The organism is Rhizobium sp. AB2/73, from assembly GCF_020871915.1.
Lineage (GTDB): Bacteria > Pseudomonadota > Alphaproteobacteria > Rhizobiales > Rhizobiaceae > Rhizobium > Rhizobium dioscoreae.
Genome location: NZ_CP067071.1, coordinates 3,881,223 through 3,905,719 on the forward strand (window position 1 = coordinate 3,881,223; position 24,497 = coordinate 3,905,719).

The 24,497-nt window shown below is 66.0% G+C and carries 25 protein-coding genes; 24 read left to right on the top strand and 1 reads right to left on the bottom strand.

The window, feature by feature from the left end:
- The first annotated feature begins 99 nt into the window (after positions 1 to 99).
- From I8E17_RS19030 to I8E17_RS19040, 3 genes are all read left to right on the top strand, one after another.
- Positions 100 to 4,440, top strand: a complete 4,341-nt coding sequence (locus I8E17_RS19030) for a strawberry notch family protein (protein WP_219511187.1) — start codon at positions 100 to 102, stop codon at positions 4,438 to 4,440.
- Positions 4,440 to 5,486, top strand: a complete 1,047-nt coding sequence (locus I8E17_RS19035) for a toprim domain-containing protein (RefSeq protein WP_219511185.1) — start codon at positions 4,440 to 4,442, stop codon at positions 5,484 to 5,486. The genes I8E17_RS19030 and I8E17_RS19035 overlap by 1 nt, the downstream gene beginning before the upstream one ends.
- A gap of 314 nt (positions 5,487 to 5,800) precedes the next feature.
- Positions 5,801 to 6,724, top strand: coding sequence for a DUF2493 domain-containing protein (locus I8E17_RS19040; RefSeq protein WP_219511183.1), 924 nt, complete (start codon positions 5,801 to 5,803; stop codon positions 6,722 to 6,724).
- A gap of 282 nt (positions 6,725 to 7,006) precedes the next feature.
- Here I8E17_RS19040 and I8E17_RS19045 read toward each other — a convergent pair whose 3' ends face one another.
- A complete protein-coding gene (locus I8E17_RS19045) occupies positions 7,007 to 7,633 on the bottom strand; it encodes a LysE family translocator (RefSeq protein ID WP_219511180.1) in 627 nt (208 codons plus the stop codon).
- 775 nt (positions 7,634 to 8,408) lie between these two features.
- Between I8E17_RS19045 and I8E17_RS19050 the strand changes: the two genes are divergently transcribed.
- The 21 genes from I8E17_RS19050 (at position 8,409) to trbJ (ending at position 24,491) form a co-directional block, all read left to right on the top strand.
- Complete coding sequence (locus I8E17_RS19050; RefSeq protein ID WP_219511178.1) at positions 8,409 to 8,735, top strand: DUF736 domain-containing protein; 327 nt, start codon at positions 8,409 to 8,411, stop codon at positions 8,733 to 8,735.
- Positions 8,736 to 8,920: 185 nt separating this feature from the next.
- Complete coding sequence (locus I8E17_RS19055; protein WP_024021493.1) at positions 8,921 to 9,163, top strand: helix-turn-helix transcriptional regulator; 243 nt, start codon at positions 8,921 to 8,923, stop codon at positions 9,161 to 9,163.
- Between the two features lie 45 nt (positions 9,164 to 9,208).
- Entirely contained in the window at positions 9,209 to 9,547 is a 339-nt protein-coding gene (locus tag I8E17_RS19060) for a DUF2285 domain-containing protein (RefSeq protein WP_307777806.1), read from the top strand.
- 118 nt (positions 9,548 to 9,665) lie between these two features.
- Positions 9,666 to 9,980, top strand: coding sequence for a DUF6499 domain-containing protein (locus I8E17_RS19065; RefSeq protein ID WP_229002054.1), 315 nt, complete (start codon positions 9,666 to 9,668; stop codon positions 9,978 to 9,980).
- Between the two features lie 4 nt (positions 9,981 to 9,984).
- Positions 9,985 to 10,431 carry a DUF2285 domain-containing protein gene (locus I8E17_RS19070; RefSeq protein WP_229002132.1) on the top strand — a complete coding sequence of 149 codons (447 nt, stop codon included), beginning with the start codon at positions 9,985 to 9,987 and terminating at the stop codon, positions 10,429 to 10,431.
- A gap of 126 nt (positions 10,432 to 10,557) precedes the next feature.
- Entirely contained in the window at positions 10,558 to 10,839 is a 282-nt protein-coding gene (locus tag I8E17_RS19075) for a helix-turn-helix domain-containing protein (protein ID WP_219511172.1), read from the top strand.
- An 11-nt stretch (positions 10,840 to 10,850) separates the two neighbouring features.
- Positions 10,851 to 11,738, top strand: coding sequence for a replication initiator protein A (locus I8E17_RS19080; protein ID WP_219511168.1), 888 nt, complete (start codon positions 10,851 to 10,853; stop codon positions 11,736 to 11,738).
- 208 nt (positions 11,739 to 11,946) lie between these two features.
- The gene (parA, locus tag I8E17_RS19085) at positions 11,947 to 12,585 is read left to right on the top strand and encodes a ParA family partition ATPase (protein ID WP_219511165.1); all 639 of its coding nucleotides are present in this window, start codon (positions 11,947 to 11,949) and stop codon (positions 12,583 to 12,585) included.
- Complete coding sequence (locus I8E17_RS19090; RefSeq protein WP_219511163.1) at positions 12,582 to 12,836, top strand: hypothetical protein; 255 nt, start codon at positions 12,582 to 12,584, stop codon at positions 12,834 to 12,836. Before parA ends, I8E17_RS19090 begins: the two co-directional genes overlap by 4 nt.
- Entirely contained in the window at positions 12,833 to 13,354 is a 522-nt protein-coding gene (locus tag I8E17_RS19095) for a DUF2840 domain-containing protein (RefSeq protein WP_219511160.1), read from the top strand. The genes I8E17_RS19090 and I8E17_RS19095 overlap by 4 nt, the downstream gene beginning before the upstream one ends.
- Positions 13,351 to 13,896 (top strand): S26 family signal peptidase, encoded by a 546-nt coding sequence (locus tag I8E17_RS19100; protein WP_219511158.1) that lies wholly within the window; start codon positions 13,351 to 13,353, stop codon positions 13,894 to 13,896. The genes I8E17_RS19095 and I8E17_RS19100 overlap by 4 nt, the downstream gene beginning before the upstream one ends.
- 47 nt (positions 13,897 to 13,943) lie before the next feature.
- Positions 13,944 to 14,291 (top strand): DUF736 domain-containing protein, encoded by a 348-nt coding sequence (locus I8E17_RS19105; RefSeq protein ID WP_219511156.1) that lies wholly within the window; start codon positions 13,944 to 13,946, stop codon positions 14,289 to 14,291.
- Positions 14,292 to 14,294: 3 nt separating this feature from the next.
- Positions 14,295 to 15,056: a lytic transglycosylase domain-containing protein gene (locus tag I8E17_RS19110; protein WP_219511154.1), complete on the top strand. Its 762-nt coding sequence runs from the start codon at positions 14,295 to 14,297 to the stop codon at positions 15,054 to 15,056.
- A gap of 244 nt (positions 15,057 to 15,300) precedes the next feature.
- Positions 15,301 to 17,040, top strand: coding sequence for a VirD2 family relaxase/mobilization nuclease (locus I8E17_RS19115; RefSeq protein WP_219511151.1), 1,740 nt, complete (start codon positions 15,301 to 15,303; stop codon positions 17,038 to 17,040).
- A gap of 26 nt (positions 17,041 to 17,066) precedes the next feature.
- Positions 17,067 to 19,052, top strand: a complete 1,986-nt coding sequence (locus I8E17_RS19120; RefSeq protein ID WP_219511149.1) for a conjugal transfer protein TraG — start codon at positions 17,067 to 17,069, stop codon at positions 19,050 to 19,052.
- A gap of 9 nt (positions 19,053 to 19,061) precedes the next feature.
- The gene (locus tag I8E17_RS19125) at positions 19,062 to 19,493 is read left to right on the top strand and encodes a CopG family transcriptional regulator (RefSeq protein ID WP_219511146.1); all 432 of its coding nucleotides are present in this window, start codon (positions 19,062 to 19,064) and stop codon (positions 19,491 to 19,493) included.
- 168 nt (positions 19,494 to 19,661) lie between these two features.
- Complete coding sequence (gene trbB / locus I8E17_RS19130; RefSeq protein WP_219511144.1) at positions 19,662 to 20,645, top strand: P-type conjugative transfer ATPase TrbB; 984 nt, start codon at positions 19,662 to 19,664, stop codon at positions 20,643 to 20,645.
- Positions 20,642 to 20,974, top strand: coding sequence for a TrbC/VirB2 family protein (locus I8E17_RS19135; protein WP_219511141.1), 333 nt, complete (start codon positions 20,642 to 20,644; stop codon positions 20,972 to 20,974). Before trbB ends, I8E17_RS19135 begins: the two co-directional genes overlap by 4 nt.
- Complete coding sequence (locus tag I8E17_RS19140; RefSeq protein ID WP_098107610.1) at positions 20,974 to 21,255, top strand: VirB3 family type IV secretion system protein; 282 nt, start codon at positions 20,974 to 20,976, stop codon at positions 21,253 to 21,255. The genes I8E17_RS19135 and I8E17_RS19140 overlap by 1 nt, the downstream gene beginning before the upstream one ends.
- Before the next feature lie 12 nt (positions 21,256 to 21,267).
- A complete protein-coding gene (trbE, locus tag I8E17_RS19145; RefSeq protein WP_219511139.1) occupies positions 21,268 to 23,724 on the top strand; it encodes a conjugal transfer protein TrbE in 2,457 nt (818 codons plus the stop codon).
- Positions 23,721 to 24,491, top strand: coding sequence for a P-type conjugative transfer protein TrbJ (trbJ, locus tag I8E17_RS19150; RefSeq protein WP_219511137.1), 771 nt, complete (start codon positions 23,721 to 23,723; stop codon positions 24,489 to 24,491). Before trbE ends, trbJ begins: the two co-directional genes overlap by 4 nt.
- Positions 24,492 to 24,497: the final 6 nt, after the last annotated feature.

The following is a 24,497-nucleotide window of genomic DNA, read 5'->3' on the forward strand; positions in this document are numbered from 1 at the left end:
CGGACAAGAGGAAGAGGACGGCCGGGACGGGTCGAGTCCGGGCGGTCGAGAGAGAGCGCCGACCGGGCTTGTCCCTTCCGCTCTCCCGAGGTTCCTCCCATGAACATTCTGCCTCCCGTGGCCGTTCCGGCCGCGCCCGTCACCCGAGCGTCCTCGATCCTCGACGTGGCACAGCAGCTTATCGATCATCTCGAACGTGGTCAGCGCGTCGATGCCGCGATCCTTCGTGCAGCGATGGAAACAGCCTTCGGCGCATCCGACACCAGCGGCGCCTGGGACTGGAAGGCGGCCTATGAGGCCTGCGAGGTCGCGACAGTCCTCTTCCTGCGTAAATACGGAAAGGCGCTTTTCCGTAAGGCCGCATCTCCGGCTGCACGTTTCTCCGCTCTGGCGAAGATCGCCGGGCTCCTGCCGACGCATACGCGTCGCTCGGAAGAATCGCAGGCGCTTCAGCAGTTCTCGACGCCAGCGCCACTCGGCCTCGCCGCCGTAGCGGCCGCCTCCATAACCGCTGGCGACATTGTCCTGGAGCCGTCGGCTGGCACCGGCCTGCTCGCGATCTTGGCCGAGATATCAGGCGGAACGCTCCTCCTCAACGAACTGGCCGAGACCCGTGCCGATCTTCTCGCAGCGCTGTTTCCGGGCGTTGCCGTCACCCGCTTCGACGCCGCCCAGATCGACGATCATCTCGCGCCGGACGCCACCCCCTCAGTCGTGCTGATGAACCCGCCATTCTCCGTCATGGCGAACGTCTCCGGCCGCGTGGCCGACGCCACCTACCGCCACATCGCTTCAGCGCTGGCCCGGCTTGCCGATGGCGGACGGCTGGTGGCGATCACTGGCGCCAACTTCAGCCCCGACCATCCGGCTTGGGCAGCGGCCTTCGTCCGCCTTCAGGATCACGGCCGCGTGGTGTTCACTGCCGCGATCGACGGCTCGGTCTATGCCAAGCACGGCACGACCATCGACACGCGGCTGACGGTCATCGACAAGCTGCCGGCCGACAATCGTTCGGCATTTCCTCCTTCGCCAGGCATCGCGCCCGACGTCGACACGCTGCTCGGCTGGATCGAGACGCAGGTTCCGCCGCGTCCGATTGCCACCCTCCCGCCAGTGGCAACTTCGGCGTCTACCGCGACGCCCCGGACCGTTCGCGGATACCCGGCGCGTACTACTGCGGCACGTCCCGCCACGCCCGCGTCCATCGAGCCCGAAGGCGTCGAACTCGCCTATGAGACCGTGGAGTGGACGCCTGCCGAAATCGGCCGGATCACCGACGCGATCTATGAAGAATATGGATTGCAGGCGATCCGTATTCCCGGGGCGCAGGCCCATCCGACCAAGCTTGTGCAATCCGTCGCGATGGCCTCGGTCCCGCCGCCCAGGCCGAGCTACCGGCCCCGGCTGCCTGCAAACATCGTCCCGGATGGCCTGCTCTCTGACGCCCAGCTCGAAACCGTTATCTACGCTGGCGAGGCGCATGCCGACTTCCTCGCCGGTTCGTGGACGCTCGACGAGACTTTCGACGTCGTCTCGGCAGCGCCCGACGATGCGCCGAACTCTGTGCGCTTCCGCCGCGGCTTCATGCTCGGCGACGGGACCGGCGCCGGCAAGGGACGCCAGTCGGCCGGCATCATCCTCGACAACTGGATGCAGGGCCGCCGCAAGGCGGTATGGATATCCAAATCCGACAAGCTGCTGGAGGATGCCCAGCGCGACTGGTCGGCGCTCGGCATGGAGCGCCTGCTGGTCACGCCGCTGTCGCGCTTTCCGCAGGGCAAGGACATCACGCTCTCGGAAGCCGTCCTATTCACCACCTATGCCACGCTACGGTCCGACGACCGCGGCGAGAAGCTTTCCCGCGTCAAGCAGATCGTCGAATGGTTGGGCTCCGACTTCGACGGAGTGATCATTTTCGACGAGAGCCACGCCATGCAGAACGCCGCTGGCGGCAAGGGCGAACGCGGCGATGTCGCCGCCTCCCAGCAGGGCCGTGCGGGCCTTCGGCTCCAGCACGCCCTGCCGAATGCGCGCGTCGTCTATGTCTCGGCAACCGGCGCGACCACCGTCCACAACCTCGCCTACGCCCAGCGCCTCGGTCTCTGGGGCGGCGAGGACTTCCCGTTCTCGACCCGCGCCGAATTCGTCGAAGCGATCGAGGACGGCGGCGTGGCGGCGATGGAAGTGCTGGCCCGCGACCTGCGCTCACTCGGCCTCTACACGGCGCGGTCGCTCTCCTATGACGGCGTCGAATACGACCTAGTCGAACACCAGCTAACCCCTGAGCAGACCGGCATTTACGATGTCTATGCCGGGGCCTTCGCCGTCATCCATAACAATCTCGACGCCGCAATGCAGGCCGCCAACATCACCGGCGGCCCTGATGGCAGCGGGGGCACGCTGAACCGGCAGGCCAAGTCCGCCGCCCGCTCGGCCTTCGAATCCGCCAAACAGCGCTTCTTTGGTCATCTCCTCACCAGCATGAAGACGCCGACCCTGATCCGGTCGATCGAGCAGGACCTGGCCGACGGCCATGCCGCCGTGATCCAGATCGTGTCGACCGGGGAGGCCTTGATGGAGCGCCGCCTGGCGGAGATCCCCACCGAGGAATGGAATGACGTCCGGGTGGACATCACCCCGCGCGAGTACGTTCTGGATTATCTCGCCCATTCCTTCCCGGTGCAGCTCTACGAGCCGTTCACCGACAGCGAGGGCAACCTGTCATCGCGACCGGTGTTTCGCGACGGTCAGCCGGTCGAGAGCGGCGACGCCGTTGCCCGTCGTGACCGCCTGATCGAGAGGCTCGCTTCGCTGCCGCCGGTGCCCGGCGCGCTCGATCAGATCGTCCAGCGCTTCGGCACCGATGTCGTGGCGGAGGTGACGGGACGCTCGCGCCGCATCGTCCGCAAGACCGGCTCCGGCGGTATCGATCGCCTCGCCGTCGAGAACCGCGCCGGAACGGCCAATCTTACCGAGACGCAGGCCTTCATGGACGATCAGAAGCGTATCCTGATCTTCTCGGACGCCGGCGGCACCGGGCGCAGCTATCACGCCGATCTGTCGGCACGGAACCAGCGGCTGCGCGTCCACTATCTTCTGGAGCCGGGCTGGAAGGCCGACGCCGCCATTCAGGGGCTGGGTCGCACCAACCGGACCAACCAGGCGCAACCGCCGCTGTTCCGGCCGATCTCGACGAACGTGAAGGCAGAAAAGCGGTTTCTATCGTCCATCGCTCGCCGGCTCGACACCCTGGGTGCGATCACACGCGGCCAACGCCAGACGGGCGGCCAAGGACTATTCCGGCCCGAGGACAATCTCGAAAGCCATTACGCTCGCGACGCGCTGCGGCAACTCTACCTGCTACTGGTGCGGGGCAAGGTCGACGGATGCTCGCTCCAGATGTTCGAGGACGCCACCGGCCTCTCGCTGATGGATTCCACCGGCATCAAGGACGAACTGCCGCCGATCACCACCTTCCTGAACAGGTTGCTGGCGCTGACCATCGACCTTCAGGGCGTCCTGTTCACGGCGTTCGAGCGGCTGCTGAACGCCAAGGTCGAAGGCGCAATCGCTTCGGGCAGCTACGACGTCGGGCTGGAGACGCTGCAGGCCGAGAGCTTCGTCGTCACCGATCGCCGGACGATCCATGTCCATCCCGGCACCGGCGCCGAAGCCCGGCTGCTGACCATCACCCAGCGCCAGCGCAACCGGCCGGTGACGCTGCCCGAGGCGTTCGACCATCTCGACGACCCGGGCGCGAGGCTGCTGGTCAACGAGCGTTCGGGCCGCGCCGCCGTGCAGATCCCGACCACCAGCATCATGCTGGACGATGGCGAGATCGAACGGCGCGTGCGGTTGATCCGACCGATGGAGGCGCACAACATCCCCATCAAGATGATGGATGAGACCCATTGGGTCGACGCGGACCGGGCGGGCTTCACCGCGGCATGGAACGCTGAGGTAGCCGAGGTGCCGGAGTATGCCGAAAGCACCATCCATGTCGTCAGCGGCCTATTGCTGCCGATCTGGAAACGCCTCCCGAGCGAGTCGACGCGGGTGTATCGACTCCAGACCGACGACGGCGAGCGCATCGTTGGCCGCCGTGTCTCCGCCGCCTGGGTAGCCGGCGCGCTCGCCACCGGCACATCGACCCTGACAGCGGACGACGCCTTCATGGCGCTGATGGATGGCAAGACCATCCTCGATCTGACCGAGGGTCTTCAACTTCGCCGCGTCCGGGTCATGGGCGCCAACCGCATCGAGCTGTCCGGCTTCACCGACGCTATGCGCGATCGCCTGCGGGCCTATGGCCTGTTCCACGAGATCATCTCGTGGAAGCTGCGGATGTTCGTGCCGACCGATGGGACCGGCGCTGCCATTCTGGCCAAGGTGCTGGAGCGCTATCGCATCGAGCGCATCGGCGAGCGGGAGGTGGCGTAATGGCGCGGCAGGACGCTTCCGAACTGGCGATCCGTCTCGGCCGACAAGCCGAGGCGGTGTGCCGTCATTATCTCAAGGCCGGTCATCGCGAGGGCCGCTACTGGCTGGTCGGCGACGTGCGCAATACGCCGGGCCGCTCGATGTTCGTGCGGCTGAAGGGCAGCGAAACCGGCAAGGGCGCCGCCGGCAAATGGACCGACGCCGCCACCGGCGAGCATGGCGATCTCCTCGACGTAATCCGCCAAAGCTGCGGCCTGGTCGACTTCAAGGACGTTGCCGATGAGGCGCGCACGTTCCTGTCGATGCCGCATCCCGAACCGGACCGTCCGCACGGTGGCGGGCGCCAGTCACCTGCGCCGGCCGGATCGCCGGAAGCGGCCCGGCGGCTGTTCGCCATGGCGCAGCCGATTGCGGGCACACTCGTAAAGACATATCTCCATACACGCGGCATTACGGATTTGCACGGAACCGGAAGCCTGCGCTTCCATCCCCGCTGCTACTACCGGCCTGACGAACATTCCCCGACAGAGACCTGGCCGGCGATGATCGCATCGGTCACCGATCTCGCCGGGCGTCAGACCGGCGCGCACCGCACCTGGCTCGCGCCGGACGGCTCGAACAAAGCCCCGATCGACACGCCGAGACGGGCGATGGGCGACCTCCTCGGGCATGCCGTTCGCTTCGGTGTGGCTGGCGACGTGATGGCGGCGGGCGAAGGCATCGAGACGATGCTGTCGCTCAGGATGGCGCTACCCACCATGCCGATGGCGGCGGCGCTCTCGGCGGCGCATCTCTCGACCATCCTGTTCCCCGACACGCTGCGACGGCTCTACATCGCCCGCGACAATGATCCGGCCGGCGACGGTGCGATGGCGACGTTGATCGAACGGGCGAACGCGGCCGGGATCGAAGCGGTCGTGGTGTCACCGAGCCTGGGCGACTTCAACGAGGATCTTCGCCTGGCGGGGCTGGACAGCCTCCGGGCAGCGGCCCGGGTGCAGATCGCGCCGCAGGACGTCGCACGCTTCATGGCGCTGACGGCATAGGCCGGCAGGAGAATGCAGACGGCGGGAGCGCCGTCGTCGGCATCGCTCGGATGATCCCCAGGTCGGAGAGAACCGCGCCCAGGCCTTCGAGAGGGCGATCGGCCAGCAAACGGCCCGGACCCGCAATGTCTGCGACGGACTATTTTCCGGCGCGGCCGAGTGCCGCTTTCCATCGCGAGGCAAAATAGCCCGCCTTCGTCATCCTCCGCTGTGCTCCGGCCCTCCGCTTCGCTGCGGATGCAGGTCCGGCCCGCCCGCCGGCTTTCGTCGCCATGAAGGCCGCGAGGGTCGCGGCCGAACCGACGGAGCACCCCATGAGCGAGCACGACGACTACGAACCGCACCACGCCTCTTCTCCCTCCGACCATGTTCTCAGCGAACTCCAGCTTTACGGCTACCGTCCCTTCACGGATGAACCCGATCCCCGACCGCTTCCGGAGGGCGACCATGTCGCCGGCGCCATCGCCGACATCTTCGACGCCCTGATCGTCACCCTGGAGGACACCCGCCTCGAGCCCGACCTCGACGATCTCCTCTGGTCGACCGTCAACCTCTTCCACCGAGCCACCGACCGGATCGAGCGCGAGCTGGACGACAACGAGCAGGCGCAGCGGCGCGGCCAGCGCGAACAGGATGGCTCCGAGGTAAAGGCCGTCGAGCTGGAGCGCCTGACGGCCGAAGGGCAGACGATGATCGAACGTCGCAATGCTTTCGAGCTGATGCGCGACCAGGCCGCCGAGCATTACGAACGCCACACTGGCTCACCCTGGCGCCCCCGCAGCGGATCGATGGTCAATCACCGCAACCTGACCTCGGCGATGATCGACAGCCGCGACTTCCTCGCCGCGAAGAAGCGAGCCGACAACGAGGTTCTGCTGCCGGCCGGCCCGAAGATCGCCATCACCGGAGGCCTCGACTTCAACGATCACCGGCTGATCTGGGCCAAGCTCGATCAAGTCCACGCCAAGCACCCCGACATGGTGCTGATCCATGGCAAGTCGCCAAAGGGCGCGGAGAAGATCGCCTCACTCTGGGCGACAAACCGCAACGTGCCACAAATCGGCTTTGCACCCGATTGGATCAAGCACGGCCGGGCAGCGCCGTTCAAGCGCAACGACGAGATGCTGCAGATCGTGCCCAAGGGCGTGATGCACTTCCCGGGCACCGGCATCCACGACAACCTCGCCGACAAGGCCAAGAAGCTCGGCATCCCGGTCTGGAAGTTCGGGGGCGCGTAAGCGCCCAAGGCAGGCCTATTCGCTCACAACGCGACGACGTTGAGGCCAAGGTCGCCTTGGCTCAACAACAGCAAATCGGCTGGCAGAAGTACACCCAACACACCGCCAGCGCCACCTCTTCGAAACCGCGCTGCTACTCGTTCTTGCTTTTGGAGGCGTGTCTCAAGCGGTCCGGAGTCCGCCAGTTTGAGCAGCGCGCTCGCAAACCGCGATGAAGCCGATTTATCGATCGCTGGAAATGCAGAGAGCGCCTTCACCAGATCAACCGTCCGCTGCGGCCATTTACCTCTGCTGTAACGCCATGCGAACACCAAGCCCCAAGTAAATCGTTCCGACTACGCGGTTCTGCCAACGACCTATGCCGCGACGTTTGGAGAGCCAGCCTACTAATCGACCGGCCGCGAGCGCGACCAACGCCGTGTAGATGGCGCTCATAATCACGAACACTAGACCTAAGACCGCCAGCTGCGCACCTACCGCCCCACGCTCTGGATGCACAAATTGCGGCAGGAAGGCGAGAAAGAACAGGGCAGTCTTTGGGTTAAGGACTTCGGCAATCACCGCTTGGCGAAACGCGAGCGGCGCGTCAACTCGCCGTGCTTTCGCCAACTGGAGGTCCTCACCACCCTCCATCAATGCGCGAACTCCAAGGTAAATAAGGTAGGCGGCGCCGGCGTATTTCACCAAGTTGAAGGCTAGCGCAGATGTCATCAGCACAGCTGACAGGCCGATCGTGGCCATCGCCGTGTGGACCACGTCACCAGCGGCAATGCCAAGGCCAGTGGCTATTCCGACGCGGTGCCCGCCTGCAGACGAGCGCGCGAGCACCAAAAGGACGGCGGGACCCGGAATAAGGAACAGGCCGAGAACTACCGCGGCGAAAGCTAGTAAGGTATCGATATGAATCATGGATATCTCCGGTCTGCGCGTGTCCTTGGATAGCCAGCCACACGCCTTCTGCCGATGCAACTCCTCAAACGGCCCCTAATTCTTACCTGTGAAAAATAGCGACAACACAAACGGCGGGGCCAGAACTTCCGCAGTGAGCGACAGACTCACACCGTCCGTTCAGGAATGGCGGCGGCCCCCGGCTCCGTCCGGCCGGGACCTCGCGCGAGCCCGATCGTCGTCATCGCCATTGCCAGGTGATCAGCGATGGGCGGCGACCGCCCGTCTCAGGCCGTTGCGATTGATGCATGGAGCGCGGATCAGCGCGGGCTCGGAAAAGCGGCCCTCGTTGGAGTCGTTGCCGTGGCAGAGCACCTCCTGGCTGCATCACCGAACATCCGGCGTGGCGATCTCCTAGTCGGCGGTTGCGGGTCAGGATGCAACACCGTGCCTTGCGGGGAGGAAACGAAGCTGGTGAGTATTGTTCCGGCGCCGGTTAGCTGCTGCGGGACGGCTGCCATTTTCTCCGTTCTCTGACAGTGCCTCAACCGCTCCAAACGGCCTCTTCAATGGGCTGATCTGGCCGAAGGTCGGCTGCGCCTCGATCGCCTATGCCGCAACAGCGGCGTCGAAACTTTCTTCCCCTACCGGCTGCGCCGTCATTCCTCGCGCGCCAAGAAAGCCCCTCCTTTGCTGTCAGGCCCCTGCGGGGTGCGCCGTCAATCGCCTCCGGCCCGTCGATCGCCATCGAGGCCGCAATGGTGCGGGCTCGGGACAGAGTTCAAGGAGAATTACCATGGCGACCATCGGCACCTTCAAGAAGACCGGCAACAACGAGTTCACCGGCGAAATCGTCACCCTCAGCCTGCAGACCAAGAACGTCCGCATCGTCCCCGAGGCCCGCGCCACCGGCGAGAACGCCCCCAGCCACCGCGTGTTCGTCGGCCGCGCCGAAATCGGCGCCGCCTGGTCCAAGACCTCCAACGAGGGGCGCGCCTATCTGGGCCTAAAGCTCGACGATCCCAGCTTCAACGCCCCGATCTACGCTAACCTCTTCGATGACGAGGAAGGCGAGACCCTCTCGCTCATCTGGTCCCGTCCCAACGGGCGCCGGGGCGACTGAGCCCCCCCCCCGCGAGGCCCCGACCGGAAGGCCGGGGCCTCGGCTTTGCTGCGACCGAATCAGTTGCGATCTCGGCGGTCTGACATAGAGAAAATAAGCACTTCCGACTGGAACACGCTGCCAAGAACGACTATTATAGTCGTAGTTTTGGCGTACGCGTAGGTCTGTGTGGGAGGTGATCATGCATGATCACCGCCCGACAGTTTCGGGCCGCACGTGCGTTGCTGGGTTGGACACAGGAGACGCTCGCTGACAAGGCCCGGGTCTCATTGACCGCGCTCAAACGCCTCGAATCCACCAGTGGCCTCGAGGTTTTTGAGAGCACGCGCGATGAGGTGAGACGGGCCTTCGAACGCGCCGGCATTGTCTTCCTGAACTCCGATCAGGGCAAGGGAGTGCTGCTCGTTGATGCGAAGAAGGAAACCTGACGTTCGACACGTCGCGGCGTTGCTGCTTCGTCCCGCGTCAAGGTCATGCGTCATCGTTCCGATCAAATCACGGTTAACAATATCCTCCAGTTTGGATACATCTCGCGATCGGGGGATGTTGTGACCAAAGACGATTTTCTCGATCAGCCGCCGGCCGGGGCGGTTCTGACCGCCTATGACGAGGCGCACCTGAAGCTGTACGTCCGGCTGCTGGATGCCGAAGCTGAAAAAGCCGACTGGCGCGAAGTCGTCGAAGTCCTCTTCGGCCTCGACGCCAAAGCCGAACCCGAGCGCGCTCAGCGCATCTACACCAGTCATCTAGACCGCGCGAAATGGATGACGAAGAGCGGCTTTTGCGAGTTGCTCCAAGGCCGCCTGCACTGAGGTGATGCGTAAACCGCATCACGTTGCGGCCACTTCGTTCTTCCCGCGCTCCGTTCAACCCGGAATCGTATCTACTGCAAAACTCGCGTTGCACAACCTTACGCGGAGGCAGTGGAGAATGTCCGAGGATGAAAGTTGGCGGTCTGAAGCCGCCTATGACTATATCGACAAGTTGACCCCCGGCGATCTCGCCTGGGAGTTCCTGCGTCGCAACCCTGAATACAGAAAATCCTATCAGGAGCTGGTAGCCGTCGGGCGGTTGACCGAGGATGTCGCGGGCGAGTTCGCCGAGCAATGGGGCTTGCGATTTCGTCGCCGACCCTCGCAACTCGGCGCTCATCCAGCCAATCTTCTGGATCCCGCAAACCGATCCGGCGACACTCCCGTTCACCATCGGACCGAACCCGGCGGGACATCTCCGCCTCCGCGTTGAGGATCTGCACGCCCACGCCATCATCGAGCATGATCCTGGTCTGATCCGGCTCGTACTGCGCGGCGAACCCCACGACGTCGCCCTGATCGGCGTCGATGATGCCCGCCCCCTTGGCGCGTTCATCATATTCGATGAGCTGACGCCCGACCGACTGACCGCGGTTGAACGCCTCTGGCACGCGATGTTCGGCAAGCGCGTGCCGCCCGATCCACGCCTGACGCCACAAAGACGTCAGCGCGCCCGCCAGATGCTGCGCGCGATCGACGCGCGCGCGAGCGGCGCCATCTACCGCACCGTCGCCGAGCATCTCTTCCCCCAGCACAAGATTGACGCAGCATCGTGGGTCGGCGACCCGATCCGGGAGATCACCATCCGTCTCGCCCGCGACGGCATGAAGCTCGTTCGCGGCGGCTACCGGACGCTGCTGCGCCGCCCACGCCGGGATCGCTGATATCCACTCGTGTGTCGATTTTAGCATCTTACTTCGACATCGTCCGGGGCGCCGTCTTCGCGCCACCGTGCTCGCAACCCGCCGCTTTTTCGAAGCGGCCGCCCGCGAGACCACGGAGGTGCGATCATGGCCGAAAGAGCCGCCAATTTACCGCCACGCTACCTGAGAACGCAGGAGGCGGCGCGCTTCCTCGGCCTTTCCGAACGCACCCTTGAGAAGCATCGGACCTACGGGACCGGTCCGATCTACCGCAAGCTCGGCGGCCGCGTGGTCTATTCCGTCGACGACCTTCAGGCCTGGGCGGATCGCGGTCTCGTCACCTCCACGTCCGATCCGCGGGGCGGCACTGTTTTACCGGCTAAGCGCCAAACAGACTCGACCGCCGCCGGCGGACGCTTCCCGCGCTGAGACGACCGGCCATGTCGTCTCGCCACACCCGATACGATGAGCGCGCCCAACTCGATCTGTTCCGGGCGCTGCCCGGCGATCTCGCACCCCGCGATGCGCAGGATCTCATGGCGTATCCGTTCTTCTCTCTCGCCAAGTCTAAGCGCCTTGCGCCAATCGACTTCAAGGCGGGCGCGGTGAAGATCCGCGTCGAGGCCGTGCCTGAGCACGGCATGGCGACGATCTGGGACGCGGACGTCCTCATCTGGGCTGCCTCGCAGATCGTCGAGGCGCGCGATGTCGGCCTGCGCCCATCGCGCCTGATGGCGACCACCCCCTATGAAATTCTGAACTTCATCGGCCGCGGCGTATCGCTGCGCGACTACGACCGCCTGAAGGCGGCACTCGACCGATTGCAGTCGACCACGGTCGCGACCTCGATCCGCCAGCCGACCGAGCGGCGGATGCACCGCTTCTCCTGGATCAACGAATGGAAGGAACGCGCCGACCATCGCGGCCGTCCGCTCGGTCTCGAACTGATCCTCCCCGACTGGTTCTACGGCGCGGTCCTCGACGACGCGCTCGTGCTGACGATCGACCGCAAATACTTCGATCTCACTGGCGGCCTGGAGCGCTGGCTTTACCGCCTGGTGCGAAAGCACGGCGGCAAGCAGGAGTTTGGCTGGAGCTTCGATTTCCCGCATCTCCACGCCAAGTCCGGCAGCCTCTCGCCGCTCAAGCACTTCGCCTACGACCTGCGCGACATCGTCCGCCGCCAGCCGCTGCCCGGCTACCGGCTCACCATCGAGCAATGCCTCGGCGGCAACGAAATCCTGTCCTTCGTACCAACCGATCCCGACGCGCTCGGCATCCCGCGCCGCCGTCGCCGCTCGTCAACTCGCCCTGGGGATAAGCTGTGAATCGTCTCGTGCTATCAGGGACCGGCACTATCGTGCCATCGGGGACCGGACTCTCGTGCTATCGGGGACCGGAATCGCCGATTCATCGCGCTGAATCAGGCGCTTGCGAGCCCTGTAACTTATCTAACCTAGATTCCTTCGGAATCTTTCTAACGGAACCCGCTTTTTCGCGCCGTGTGGACGAGTCCCCGTTTCCCGGGAGACCCGCATGATCGTCGCGCTCCTCAACCAGAAAGGCGGCGTCGGCAAGACGACGCTCGCCCTGCACCTCGCCGGTGAATGGGCCCGAGGCGGCAAGCGCGTCACGCTGATCGACGCCGATCCGCAAGGCTCGGCACTGGACTGGTCGCAGCAGCGCAGCCGGGAGGGGTTGGAGCGGCTGTTCGGTGTCGTCGGCCTGGCGCGCGACACCCTGCATCGCGAGGCGCCGGAGCTGGCGCGGGACGCCGACCATGTTGTCATCGATGGGCCGCCACGCGTCGCCAGTCTCATGCGATCGGCGCTGCTAGCCGCTGATCTCGTGCTGATCCCGGTGCAGCCGTCGCCCCTCGATGGCTGGGCATCCGCCGAAATGCTGACCCTGCTCGGCGAGGCGCGCATCTATCGCCCGCAGCTCGCCGCGCGCTTCGTGCTGAACCGCTGCGCGGCCCGCACGGTCCTGGCGCGCGAGACCGCCGAGACGCTAGCGGATCACGACCCGCCCTTGCTCTCGACTACGATCGGCCAGCGCATCGTCTTCGCCGATGTCGTGCAGACCGGCCGGCTCGCCGCCGAGCATGACGAGGATTGTCCGGGCGCGCGCGAGATCGCCGCACTCGCGGCCGAAGTCGCGAGGATCGGCGCATGAGCGAACGATCCCCCAAGCGCGGCTTCGCATCCCGGCCTGGCGATCCGGAGAGCTGGATCAAAGCGACTGATCGCCAGACGCAGCGCCCGCAACCCGCCGAAGATTTCTCGGCCCGGCTGACGATCGACGTCACCGCCGACATGCGCGGCCGGATCAAGATCGTCGCCTTCCAGCGCGGCCAGACCGTCGCCGACATGCTGCGCGCGCTGTTCGACCGCGAATTCCCGCCCCCGTCAGGAGAAGGACAATGACCGGCCTTGTCGCCACGCCGTTGCGCGTCGGCCGTGCTGCCGCCGAGCCGCCGCCCGAAGCGTTCACACAGGTCGAACTCGTCTGGATTGAGAAGCAGACGGAGCACTGGGTCCGCTTCGGTCGCGAGCGGCGCGAGCAGATGCTCGACCGCCGCCGGCGCATCCTCTTCTTCCCTCCCGGCAGCGTCTTCGCGCTCGTGCGCTGGGCGGCGAACGAGCACGGCACCGTTCTCTCGCGGCTCGACATCCTGCGCACGGTGGAGCGCGGCGCAGCGTGCCAGACCGTTCCAACGGTCACGCCCGGCGCAGAGGTTCTGCTGCATGTCGATGGCTGGCCGAAGGTCGAGCGCGTGCTCCAGCTCATCGACGCCATCGAGGCGCGCGGCATCGATCCGATCGGGGTTTCGCCCGATCATTGGCGTCACGTTCATAACCGGATGACCATCGGCGAAGCGCCACGCGCCTATGGTCCGCGCCAGCACCGCGCCTTCCTCCTGCGCCGGGAGATCGGCGCATGACGCGCCTCGACTACGCTGTCCTGACCACGGCGGCCGTATCGCTTCTGGGCGTCGCCGCGATCGCTTCGTTTGCGCCGCGCCTGATCTGGAACGCGTCCGCCAGCACGCCGGTCGGCTTCTACACGATCGGCGACGTGGGCAGCCTCGACGTGGCCGATCTGGTGGCCGTAGACGCGCCCGAGCCGCTCGCAACCTTCCTGTCCGATGGCGGCTACCTGCCGCGCGGCGTACCGCTCTTGAAGCGCGTCGCCGCCCTCCCGGGACAGCGCGTCTGCCGGACCGGGCTCGCCATCACCGTCGACGGCCTGCCGATGGGCGACGCTCTCGATCGCGATCGTCGCGGTCGCCCGCTGCCCGTCTGGCAGGGCTGCCGGTTGGTCGCGAACGACGAGCTGTTCCTGATGAACTGGCAAGTCCGCGACAGCCTCGACGGTCGCTATTTCGGCCCGCTCCCGGCCTCCGCCGTGATTGGCCGGGCCACCCCTCTCTACACCGACGAGGAAGGCGATAGCCGCTTCGTCTGGCGCTCGCCGACGCGGTGACGGCGCGCCCATTACTTCTCTCCACCGCAATCTGAAGGAGACAACCCATGCCCGTGATCGGTCAATTCATGCGCGAGAATGATGGCTTCATCGGTCACCTGACGACGCTGTCGCTGCATCAGGACATCATCATCGTCGCGGCCGAGCCGTCCGATGCCGAGAACGCGCCCGACTTCCGCGTCCATGTGCTCGATACGATGAGCAACGAAACCGGCGCGGAGATCGGTGCCGGCTGGAAGCGCACCGGCGAGAAGGCCGGCGAATACGTCTCGCTGCAGCTCGACGATCCGACCTTCGAATATCCGATCCGCGCCAACCTGTTCCAGTCGGCCGACGACAAATCCGCCTGGGGCCTGCACTGGAATCGCCCGCCCAAGCGCGGCGAGCGGGACTGAGCGATGCCCACCGCGCGCCATCAGCCTGCCGTCGGAGGGAGGATCACCCTCCGACGTGCGGCCCTCCTTCTCCTTTCCGGCCTGATCCTCGCCGCACCGGCCGCGAGCACTGCCCACGCCCAGCAGGCGCAGGTTGAGCGGCCATCACGCAGCGATCCCTATGGCGCTTTCATCGCCGAGGCGGCGCAGCGGTTCGGCGTTCCAGAAGCGTGGATACGCGCCGTCATGCGCGTCGAAAGCGCAGGTGATGTGCGCGCCATCTCCGCGGCTGGCGCCATGGGCCTGATGCAGATCATGCCCGCCACCTGGGCCGAACTGCGCGTCCGGCATCGGCTCGGCGGCAATCCCTACGATCCGCGCGACAACATTCTGGCAGGCGCTGCGTATCTGCGCGAGATGCACGATCGTTACGGATCGCCGGGCTTCCTGGCGGCCTACAATGCGGGTCCGGGCCGCTACGAAGAGTATCTCGCCGGACGCCCGTTGCCGGCTGAAACGCGCGCCTATGTCGCGACGCTCGCCCCCATTGTAGGCGGCGGTGAACTCGGCGGCCCCGTGAGGGTAGCCGCCGCCGATCCGCTGGCTTGGACCTGGGCGCCGCTCTTTGTCGTGCAGTCGGCCGGCAGCGAACCTGCCGCGCCGGTGCAGTCTGAAGGCGCTCCGGATGCCACCGCGGCGTTCGCCCCGGAGCGCGATCAAGGCCCGCTGGCTTCGCGCACCGATGGCCTTTTCGTCGCCCGTAGCGTCTCCGGTGGCCCGCGATGATCGCGTTCGCACCCGTTCGCATTGTGGAGTGTTCTGGCGGACAAAGGGCGGTCTGGAGAGGAGGAGCCGACAGCACAACCGCACGATGGCGAGATAAAAGCCGGCGAGGTGCGGCTTGGTGCGGTCGTGTGTTTTCAGATGCTTATGGCGCATTTGCGCGAGGTGCGCCTGATCGGCGCAGCCTGCGCATTCGCCATTTCGCCAAGGCTTTCCGCGCGTTTGCGCGATGTGCGGGGCCTCGACCATGAGCGGCGAGGACGATTTCCGCATCCGGCCCGGCCGCATCCGTTCGACCCGTGCGCAGCAAGCGCGGCCCTTCATTGCCCAGGCGCTCGCCGCCGCACAGCGGGCCGGTGGACGCGTCTCGCGCGCCGGCCAGATCAGCAAGGGCAATCGCTCGCGGTTTGGACGCGGACAGCGCGCGACCGTGCAGGCCAATCGGCTGCTCACGAGCCGATCGCGCAACACAGTCATCAAAACACGCGTCGTCCGTCATAGCGCGCGGGCCGCACCGCTCTCTGCACACCTCAGCTATCTCCGCCGCGAGGGCGTCACCCGGGATGGGGAGAAGGCGCACCTGTTCGGCCCCGCATCCGAGGACGCCGATCCGAAGGCCTTCGCCGAGCGCACCCAGGACGATCGGCATCACTTCCGGTTCATCGTCTCGCCAGAGGACGCGACCGAGATGTCCGACCTCAAAGGCTTCGCCCGCGAGCTGATGGGGCAGATGGAGAAAGACCTCGGCACCAAACTCGACTGGGTCGGCGTCGATCACTGGAACACCGACAATCCCCACGTCCACATCATCCTGCGGGGCCGGACCGACGACGGCCAGGACCTCGTCATTTCCCGCGACTACATCAAGGAGGGCATGCGCGCTCGCGCGCAGGATCTCGTCACCCAGGAGTTGGGGCCGCGCACTGAGCAGGAGATCCGGCGCAACCTGGGGCGTCAGGTCGAGGCGGAACGCTGGACCGATCTTGATCGCCAGATCGCCCGCGACAGCTATCGCACCGGCGTCGCCGACCTCACACCACATCCCGATCGGCAGCCAGACGAATTCCACGCGCTGAAGGTTGGTCGGCTGCGCAAGCTGGAGACGCTCGGCCTCGCCGATCAGGTCGGTCCCGGCCAGTGGGTCGTATCGGAGAATGCCGAGAAGACGCTGCGCGCGCTCGGGGAGCGCGGCGACATCATCAAACGCATCCACCGCGGCCTGACCGAACGCGGCATCGAACGCGGCGCAGCGAGCTATGTGCTCGCCGGCGAGAGCATTGACGATCCGGTCATCGGCCGGCTGGTCGACCGCGGCCTCGATGACGAGCTGAAGGGCACGGCCTATGCCGTGGTCGACGGCACCGACGGGCGCACCCACCACATCAAGCTCGCCGATCTCGACGGCGCCGGGGATAGCGCACCGGGTTCGATCGTCGAGCTGCGCAAGTTCGACGACGCGCAGGGCCGCCGGCGTGTCGCGCTCGCCGTTCGCTCGGATCTCGATATCGAGCGACAGGTCCATGCGACGGGTGCCACCTGGCTCGACCGGCAGGCCATCGCCCGCGAGCCGGCAGCGCTCGGCGGCGGCGGCTTCGGCGCGGAGGTGCGTCAGGCGATGGACCGGCGCGTCGACCATCTCATCGCCCAGGGGCTCGCCGAGCGGCAGACGCGCGGCGTCAGCTTCTCGCCGGGGCTGATCGAAACCTTGCGCCAGCGCGAGGTCGAAGCGCTGGGGGCAAGGCTCGCGGTCGAGACCGGCCGGCCATTCTCGAAGGCCGGAACGGGCGAGTATGTGGCGGGCACTTATCGCCAGCGCTTCGCGCTCGCCTCCGGCCGCTTCGCCATGATCGACGACGGCCTCGGCTTCCAGCTCGTGCCCTGGTCGCCCTCCCTCGAACGTCACCTTGGTCAGCACGTCTCCGGCGTCTCGCGCGGCGGCGGCGGCGTCGACTGGAGCTTCGGCCGCAATCGCGGCCTCGGCATGTAGCCCAACTGAGAAAGGAGTGCCTCGCCATGTCGGCGACAAAAATCCTCTGGGGCCAGATCCTCACCGTCTTCCTGATCGTCCTGATGACGACCTGGGGCGCGACCCAATGGACGGCCTACCGGCTCGGCTTCCAACCACAGCTCGGGCAGCCCTGGTTCGAGCTTGCCGGATGGCCGATCTACTATCCGCCGGCTTTCTTCTGGTGGTGGTACTTCTACGACGCCTATGCCCCGCCGATCTTCGTCGAGGGCGCCTATATCGCCGCGTCGGGCGGCTTCATCTCCATCGCCGTCGCGATCGGTATGTCCGTGTGGCGGGCACGCGAAGCGAAGAACGTGGAGACCTACGGCTCGGCTCGCTGGGCGCGGCCGGAAGAGGTGAAGGCCGCCGGCCTCCTCGGTCTGGACGGCGTCGTGCTCGGCAAGCATGAGCGCGAGTATCTTCGCCATGACGGTCCGGAGCATGTCCTGTGCTTCGCGCCGACACGTTCCGGCAAGGGCGTGGGCCTGGTCGTGCCCTCGCTCTTGACCTGGCCGGGCTCGGCGATCGTTCACGACATCAAGGGCGAGAACTGGACGCTGACCGCCGGCTACCGGGCCCGGCACGGCCGCGTGCTGCTGTTCGATCCGACCAATGCCAAGTCGGCGGCCTACAATCCGCTGCTCGAGGTGCGCCGCGGCGAATGGGAAGTCCGCGACGTGCAGAACATCGCCGACATCCTGGTCGATCCGGAAGGCTCGCTCGAAAAACGGAACCACTGGGAGAAGACGTCGCACGCGCTTCTGGTCGGCGCGATCCTGCACGTCCTCTACGCCGAGGCCGACAAGACACTAGCCGGCGTCGCCGCCTTCCTCTCCGATCCGAAGCGCCCGATCGAATCCACCCTGGCGGCGATGATGAAGACCGCCCATCTCGGCGAGAGCGGCCCGCATCCCGTGATCGCGTCGGCCGCGCGCGAACTGCTCAACAAATCCGACAACGAGCGCTCCGGCGTGCTGTCGACAGCCATGTCATTCCTCGGCCTCTATCGTGATCCCGTCGTGGCCGAGGTCACCCGCCGGTGCGACTGGCGCATCGCCGACATGGTCGGGGGCGAGCATCCGACCACGCTCTACCTCGTGGTGCCGCCCTCCGACATCAACCGGACCAAACCCTTGATCCGACTGATCCTCAACCAAGTCGGGCGCCGGTTGACCGAGGACTTGCAGGCGAAGGGCAACCGACACCGCCTGCTGCTCATGCTCGACGAGTTTCCGGCGCTCGGGCGCCTGGACTTCTTCGAGAGCGCGCTCGCCTTCATGGCGGGATACGGGCTGAAGGCCTTCCTCATCGCCCAGTCGCTGAACCAGATTGAGAAAGCCTATGGCCCGAACAATTCCATCCTCGACAACTGCCATGTGCGCGTGAGCTTCGCGACCAATGACGAGCGCACAGCCAAACGCGTTTCGGACGCGCTCGGCACCGCCACCGAGATGAAGGCGATGAAGAACTATGCCGGTCATCGGCTATCGCCCTGGCTCGGCCACATGATGGTGTCGCGCTCGGAGACCGCCCGGCAATTGCTAACGCCGGGCGAGGTCATGCAGCTTCCGCCGTCCGACGAGATCGTCATGGTCGCCGGCATCCCCCCGATCCGCGCGAAGAAGGCCCGCTACTACGAGGATCGGAGATTTCAGGAACGCATCCTCATGCCGCCCACACTCACCAAGCCGACGAGCGCGAGGGCCGACGACTGGAGCGCGCTTGCCATACCGGAGCCCCCCGTGCTGAACACGGCCGTCGCCGTGGAGGACGTGGCTGACGATGATCCGACGGATTCCGAACGCCGGCATCAGCCAGAACTGAGCCGCACCAAGACTGTGGAGCGAAAGCCGGTCATCGAAAACGAATTCGAGATCGATCCCCGCGATGACGCCGAGGAGGATGCCGCCCGCCTTAGCCGCATGACGCAGACGATGCGTCACGTCGCCCGCCAGGCCTCGCTCGATCCGGGCGACGGCATCGAACTGTAGGAGGCGTCGGTGACCAAGCCTCCAAAGAAGCAACGCCTTTCGGTCTATCTCGACCCAGACGTCATGAAGGCGCTCGCGGCCCATGCGGCTCGGCGAGACCTCTCCCTGTCGCTGGTTGCCGAGGCCGGCATAGCATCGTTCCTCTCGCCAGACGCGGCGGAGCGACAGGAAGCGGCCACCACCAAGCGTCTCGACCAGCTCGATCGTCGCATGGCGCGCATGGAGCGCGATCTCGGCATATCGGTCGAGACGCTCGCCGTCTTCATTCGCTTCTGGCTGACATCCAATCCGCCGCTGCCGGAGCCGGCACAGATCGCGGCACGTGCGAAGGCCGCCGAGCGCTACGAAGCTTTCGTCACCGCCTTGGGCCGACGACTCGCGCAGGGACCAAAGCTCAGACAAGAAATTGCCGAAGACATTCCCGCGCGCGACGCGGAATAATCACTGATCTCCGCATGCAGGTATTCGGTCCTTCCGCCGTTTCCCTGTCTTTGTACGCCACAGTACGACGGCCACATGCTGGTTGTTGTCAGGCCATGATTTCTGCCTCTTCTACTCATCCCCGATCCAGGGCCGCTCTCGGCGGACCCGCAAGAGAACGGGGACGACGTGGCGGCAACTCACCAGAAATCGGAAGCGATCCTTCGCGGTGCGCGCATGCTGCGCACGGCTCTCGGGCCTGCGATCGCCACCTTTCTGGAAGATCCCGCGATCGTCGAGGTGATGCTCAACCCCGATGGGCGGCTCTGGGTCGACCGGCTCTCGGAGGGCCTTTCCGACACCGGTGAACGACTGTCGCCCGCCGATGGCGAGCGCATCATCCGGCTGGTCGCCCATCACGTCGGCGCAGAAGTTCATCCGGGCGCCCCGCGTGTCTCGGCCGAATTGCCCGAGACGGGGGAGCGGTTCGAGGGCCTCCTGCCGCCCGTCGTCGCCGCCCCAGCCTTCGCGATCCGCAAACCCGCCGTCGCGGTGTTCACGCTCGATGACTACGTCGCCGCCGGCATCATGCACGCGGGCCAAGCCGAGGCGCTGCGCATCGCGGTCAGCGAACGTCGCAACATCCTCGTCGCCGGCGGCACCTCTACCGGCAAGACCACGCTCACCAACGCCCTTCTGGCCGAGATCGCGAAGACCTCGGACCGGGTCATCGTCATCGAGGACACGCGCGAGCTGCAATGCACGGCACCGAACCTTGTCGCCATGCGGACCAAGGACGGCGTCATCACGCTCTCAGAGCTGGTCCGATCTTCCCTGCGTTTTCGACCGGACCGCATCCCGATCGGCGAGGTTCGCGGCGCCGAGGCGCTCGACCTGTTGAAGGCATGGGGCACCGGGCATCCCGGCGGCATCGGGACCATCCATGCGGGGACTGCGCTCGGCGCTCTTCGCCGTCTCGAGCAGCTCATTCAGGAAGCCGTTGTGACCGTCCCGCGCGCGCTGATCGCCGAGACGATCGATCTGGTCGCCGTGCTCTCCGGCCGCGGCTCTTCGCGCCGCCTCGCCGAACTCGCCCGTGTCGAAGGCCTCGGCACCGATGGCGACTACCGCGTCACCCCCGCAAGCCAGCCCCCCACAGGAGACCCGTCATGATCAAGCATGCCTTGCGCATCCGCCGCCATATCGCAACGGCGGTGTCCGTCACCTTACTCACGCTCGCCTTCGCGTCAGCCGCTCACGCGTCCGGTTCGTCGATGCCGTGGGAAGCCCCGCTGCAATCCATCCTCGAATCCATTGAGGGGCCAGTCGCCAAAATCATCGCCGTGATGATCATCATCATCACCGGCCTGACGCTCGCCTTCGGCGACACGTCGGGCGGCGCACGGCGCCTGATCCAGATCGTGTTCGGCCTCAGCATCGCGTTCGCGGCATCGAGCTTCTTCCTGTCGTTTTTCTCCTTCGGTGGCGGGGCGCTCGTCTGATGGCCGAAGGCGCGGATCATGGCGGCGAGGTGCCGGGCTTCTCGGTCCCGGTCCACCGGGCGCTGACCGAGCACATCCTGCTCGGCGGCGCGCCGCGCTCTCTCGCCATTCTCAACGGCACCTTGGCGGCCGCCCTCGGTCTCGGCCTTCGCCTCTGGCTGGTCGGCCTGGGACTTTGGGCCGTAGGCCACTTCGCGGCCGTCTGGGCGGCGAAGCGCGACCCCCAGTTCGTTGATGTCGTGCGCAAGCATCTGCGCATCCCCGGCCACCTGTCGGTCTGAGGAGCGACGCTAATGATGAACCTTGCCGAATACCGCAACCGCAACACCCGACTTGCCGACTACCTCCCTTGGGTCGCGCTGGTCGGCGAAGGCGTCGTGCTGAACAAGGACGGCAGCCTTCAGCGCACCGCCCGGTTTCACGGCCCCGATCTCGACAGCGCCGTCCCGGCCGAGCTGGTCGCCGTCGCCGGCCGACTCAACAACGCCTTTCGTCGCCTCGGCTCTGGCTGGGCCATCTTTGTCGAGGCGCAGCGCCACGGCGCCGCGACCTATCCCACCAGCACGTTCGCCGACAGCGCTTCCGCGCTGGTCGACGCCGAGCGCAAGGCGGACTTCGAGGAAGCTGGCGCCCATTTCGAGTCCGGCTACTTCCTCACCTTCCTGTACCTGCCGCCGGCCGAGGACGCCGCCCGCGCCGAAACCTGGCTCTACGAGGGCCGCGATCACGCTGGCGTCGATGCGCACGAGATCCTGCGCGGCTTCATCGATCGCACCGACCGCATCTTGAACCTCATCGACGCATTCATGCCGGAATGCGCCTGGCTCGATGACGCCGAGACGCTCACATACCTGCATTCGACCATCTCAACGAAGCGGCATCGGGTCCGCGTTCCCGAGACGCCGATGTATCTCGACGCGCTGCTCGCCGATCAGCCGCTCACCGGCGGGCTCGAACCGCGCCTGGGCGAGACGAACCTTCGCATCCTCACCATCGTCGGTTTCCCGTCCGCGACGACACCCGGCATCCTTGACGAGCTGAACCGGCTCGCCTTTCCCTATCGCTGGTCGACGCGGGCGATCCTGCTCGACAAGACCGACGCGACCAAGCTGGTGACGAAGATCCGGCGGCAATGGTTCGCGAAGCGCAAGTCCATCGCCGCCATCCTCAAGGAAATCATGACGAACGAGGCCTCGGCCCTCGTCGATACCGATGCGGCGAACAAGGCGGCCGACGCCGACATGGCGCTTCAGGAGCTTGGCGCCGATTACGCCGGCCAAGCCTATGTGACCGCCACGATCACGGTCTGGGATGATGACCCTCGCATTGCCGCCGAGAAGCTGCGGCTGGTGGAGAAGGTCATCCAAGGCCGCGACTTCACTGCGATGGCCGAGACCATCAATGCCGTGGACGCCTGGCTGGGCTCGCTGCCCGGCCACGTCTACGCCAATGTCCGCCAGCCGCCCATCAGCACATTGAATCTCGCCCACATGATCCCGCTGTCGGCGGTGTGGGCGGGACCGGAACGGGACGAGCACTTCGATGCACCCCCACTGCTTTACGGCAGAACCCAGGGCTCGACCCCGTTCCGGCTTTCCATCCATGTCGGCGACGTCGGCCATACGCTGATCGTCGGGCCGACCGGCGCCGGCAAATCGGTGTTGCTCGCGCTCATGGCGCTTCAGTTCCGGCGCTATCCGCGATCCCAGGTCTTCGCCTTCGACTTCGGCGGATCGATCCGTGCGGCGGCCCTCGCCATGCGGGGCGACTGGCATGATCTCGGCGGCGGATTGACGGACGGAGCCGACGACAGCGTGTCGCTCCAACCGCTGGCCCGCATCGACGATGTCGCCGAGCGCGCTTGGGCTTCCGACTGGCTGATCGCGATTCTCTCCCGCGAGAGCGTGCCGGTCACCCCCGAGGTCAAGGAGCACCTCTGGTCGGCCCTGTCATCGTTGGCGTCAGCACCGGTCGCGGAGCGCACGTTGACCGGCTTGTCCGTCCTGCTCCAGTCCAATGATCTGAAGCAGGCGCTGAGACCCTATTGCGTCGGCGGACCATATGGCCGGTTACTGGACGCCGAGTCCGAACATCTCGGCGAGGCGGATGTCCAGGCCTTCGAGACCGAGGGATTGATCGGAACCGGCGCGGCTGCCACCGTGCTCGCCTATCTCTTCCACCGCATCGAAGACCGCCTCGACGGCCGACCGACGCTGCTGATCGTCGATGAGGGTTGGCTCGCGCTCGACGACGAGGGTTTCGCCGGACAACTCCGCGAGTGGCTGAAGACGCTGCGCAAGAAGAACGCCAGCGTCATCTTCGCCACGCAGTCACTCTCCGATATTGACGGCTCGGCGATTGCGCCCGCCATCATCGAGAGCTGCCAGACCCGCATTCTCCTGCCGAATGAACGGGCGATCGAGCCGCAGATCACCGCCATCTATCGCCGCTTCGGTCTCAACGATCGCCAGATCGAGATCCTCGCGCGGGCGATGCCCAAGCGCGACTATTACTGCCAGAGCCGCAGGGGAAACCGGCTGTTCGAGCTGGGCCTGTCGGACGTGGCCCTGGCGCTGTGCGCCGCCTCATCCAAACAGCACCAGGCGATGATCGCCGATGTTCACGCCCGCAGCGGCACGGACAGGTTTCTCGCGGAATGGCTCGTGGCGAACCGGCTCGACTGGGCCGCGGACCTTATCGCCGACCTCACCAATGTCACTCAACAAAGCGATCTGGAGGCACGCCCATGACCCGTTCCGTTCACACCCGTACACGCACCCTGCGCATGACGGCCGCACTCCTAGCGGCCCCGCTCGCACTGTCACCCATCTTCGCGCCGCCCGCCGCCGCGCAATGGATCGTCTATGATCCGACAAACTACGCTCAGAACGTGCTGACGGCGGCGCGCACGCTCCAGCAGGTCAATCAGCAGATCACTCAGCTTCAGAACGAAGCACAGATGCTGATCAACCAGGCGCGCAACCTCGCGAGCCTGCCTTACTCGTCGCTCCAACAGCTCCAGCAGTCTGTCCAGCGCACGCAGCAGCTCCTGCAACAGGCGCAGGGCATCGCCCTCAACGTCCAGCAGATCGACCGCGCGTTCCAGACCACATACGGCAACGCCTCGATGTCCGCCTCCGATCAGGCGCTCGTCACACAGGCGCGCGAGCGCTGGCAGAACACCGTCGGCGGCTTGCAGGACGCCATGCGCGTCCAGGCCGGCGTCGTCGGCAACATCGACACCAATCGCAGCGAGATGTCGGCGCTGGTCGGACAGAGCCAAGGCGCGACAGGCGCGTTGCAGGCGACACAGGCGGGCAATCAGCTCCTCGCGCTCCAGGCGCAGCAGCTTGCCGATCTTACAGCCGTCGTCGCTGCCAATGGCCGCGCCCAGAGTCTATCCGAGGCCGAGCGGGCGGCAGCGGCCGAGCAAGGGCGCGAGCAGCGCCGTCGCTTCCTCACACCGGGCAGCGGCTACCAACCCGGCAATGCGCGCATGTTCCCGAACGGCAACTGAGGGCAC

Bases quoted from the DNA above. Each gene is read 5' to 3' on its own strand.
- I8E17_RS19030 (WP_219511187.1), top strand. From the start codon at position 100: ATGAACATTCTGCCTCCCGTGGCCGTTCCGGCCGCGCCCGTCACCCGA.
- I8E17_RS19035 (WP_219511185.1), top strand. From the start codon at position 4,440: ATGGCGCGGCAGGACGCTTCCGAACTGGCGATCCGTCTCGGCCGACAA.
- I8E17_RS19040 (WP_219511183.1), top strand. From the start codon at position 5,801: ATGAGCGAGCACGACGACTACGAACCGCACCACGCCTCTTCTCCCTCC.
- I8E17_RS19045 (WP_219511180.1), bottom strand. From the start codon at position 7,633: ATGATTCATATCGATACCTTACTAGCTTTCGCCGCGGTAGTTCTCGGC.
- I8E17_RS19050 (WP_219511178.1), top strand. From the start codon at position 8,409: ATGGCGACCATCGGCACCTTCAAGAAGACCGGCAACAACGAGTTCACC.
- I8E17_RS19055 (WP_024021493.1), top strand. From the start codon at position 8,921: ATGATCACCGCCCGACAGTTTCGGGCCGCACGTGCGTTGCTGGGTTGG.
- I8E17_RS19060 (WP_307777806.1), top strand. From the start codon at position 9,209: ATGCGTCATCGTTCCGATCAAATCACGGTTAACAATATCCTCCAGTTT.
- I8E17_RS19065 (WP_229002054.1), top strand. From the start codon at position 9,666: ATGTCCGAGGATGAAAGTTGGCGGTCTGAAGCCGCCTATGACTATATC.
- I8E17_RS19075 (WP_219511172.1), top strand. From the start codon at position 10,558: ATGGCCGAAAGAGCCGCCAATTTACCGCCACGCTACCTGAGAACGCAG.
- I8E17_RS19080 (WP_219511168.1), top strand. From the start codon at position 10,851: ATGTCGTCTCGCCACACCCGATACGATGAGCGCGCCCAACTCGATCTG.
- parA (WP_219511165.1), top strand. From the start codon at position 11,947: ATGATCGTCGCGCTCCTCAACCAGAAAGGCGGCGTCGGCAAGACGACG.
- I8E17_RS19090 (WP_219511163.1), top strand. From the start codon at position 12,582: ATGAGCGAACGATCCCCCAAGCGCGGCTTCGCATCCCGGCCTGGCGAT.
- I8E17_RS19095 (WP_219511160.1), top strand. From the start codon at position 12,833: ATGACCGGCCTTGTCGCCACGCCGTTGCGCGTCGGCCGTGCTGCCGCC.
- I8E17_RS19100 (WP_219511158.1), top strand. From the start codon at position 13,351: ATGACGCGCCTCGACTACGCTGTCCTGACCACGGCGGCCGTATCGCTT.
- I8E17_RS19105 (WP_219511156.1), top strand. From the start codon at position 13,944: ATGCCCGTGATCGGTCAATTCATGCGCGAGAATGATGGCTTCATCGGT.
- I8E17_RS19110 (WP_219511154.1), top strand. From the start codon at position 14,295: ATGCCCACCGCGCGCCATCAGCCTGCCGTCGGAGGGAGGATCACCCTC.
- I8E17_RS19115 (WP_219511151.1), top strand. From the start codon at position 15,301: ATGAGCGGCGAGGACGATTTCCGCATCCGGCCCGGCCGCATCCGTTCG.
- I8E17_RS19120 (WP_219511149.1), top strand. From the start codon at position 17,067: ATGTCGGCGACAAAAATCCTCTGGGGCCAGATCCTCACCGTCTTCCTG.
- I8E17_RS19135 (WP_219511141.1), top strand. From the start codon at position 20,642: ATGATCAAGCATGCCTTGCGCATCCGCCGCCATATCGCAACGGCGGTG.
- I8E17_RS19140 (WP_098107610.1), top strand. From the start codon at position 20,974: ATGGCCGAAGGCGCGGATCATGGCGGCGAGGTGCCGGGCTTCTCGGTC.
- trbE (WP_219511139.1), top strand. From the start codon at position 21,268: ATGATGAACCTTGCCGAATACCGCAACCGCAACACCCGACTTGCCGAC.
- trbJ (WP_219511137.1), top strand. From the start codon at position 23,721: ATGACCCGTTCCGTTCACACCCGTACACGCACCCTGCGCATGACGGCC.